A 345-nucleotide genomic window follows, 5' to 3' on the forward strand; every position below is an offset into this window, starting at 1 on the left:
TGTTCCGCAAGCTGCTGGACCAAGGTCAAGCTGGCGACAACGTGGGCATCCTGCTGCGCGGCACCAAGCGTGAAGACGTGCAGCGCGGCCAAGTGCTGTGCAAGCCCGGTTCGATCAAGCCGCACACGCACTTCACCGGCGAAATCTACGTGCTGAGCAAGGACGAAGGCGGCCGTCACACCCCGTTCTTCAACAACTACCGTCCTCAGTTCTACTTTCGCACCACCGACGTGACCGGCTCGATCGAGCTGCCGGCCGACAAGGAAATGGTGATGCCTGGCGACAACGTGTCGATCACCGTCAAGCTGATCGCCCCGATCGCCATGGAAGAAGGCCTGCGCTTCG

Annotated in this window: 1 protein-coding gene; it reads left to right on the top strand. The window is 61.4% G+C overall.

Translation table 11 applies throughout. The features are described from left to right. Positions 1-345, top strand: a 345-nt coding sequence (locus EYS42_RS16975) for an EF-Tu C-terminal domain-related protein (RefSeq protein ID WP_483458048.1), incomplete at both ends; no start/stop codon positions are given.

Source organism: Aquabacterium lacunae, assembly GCF_004310865.1.
GTDB classification, from domain to species: domain Bacteria; phylum Pseudomonadota; class Gammaproteobacteria; order Burkholderiales; family Burkholderiaceae_C; genus Aquabacterium; species Aquabacterium lacunae.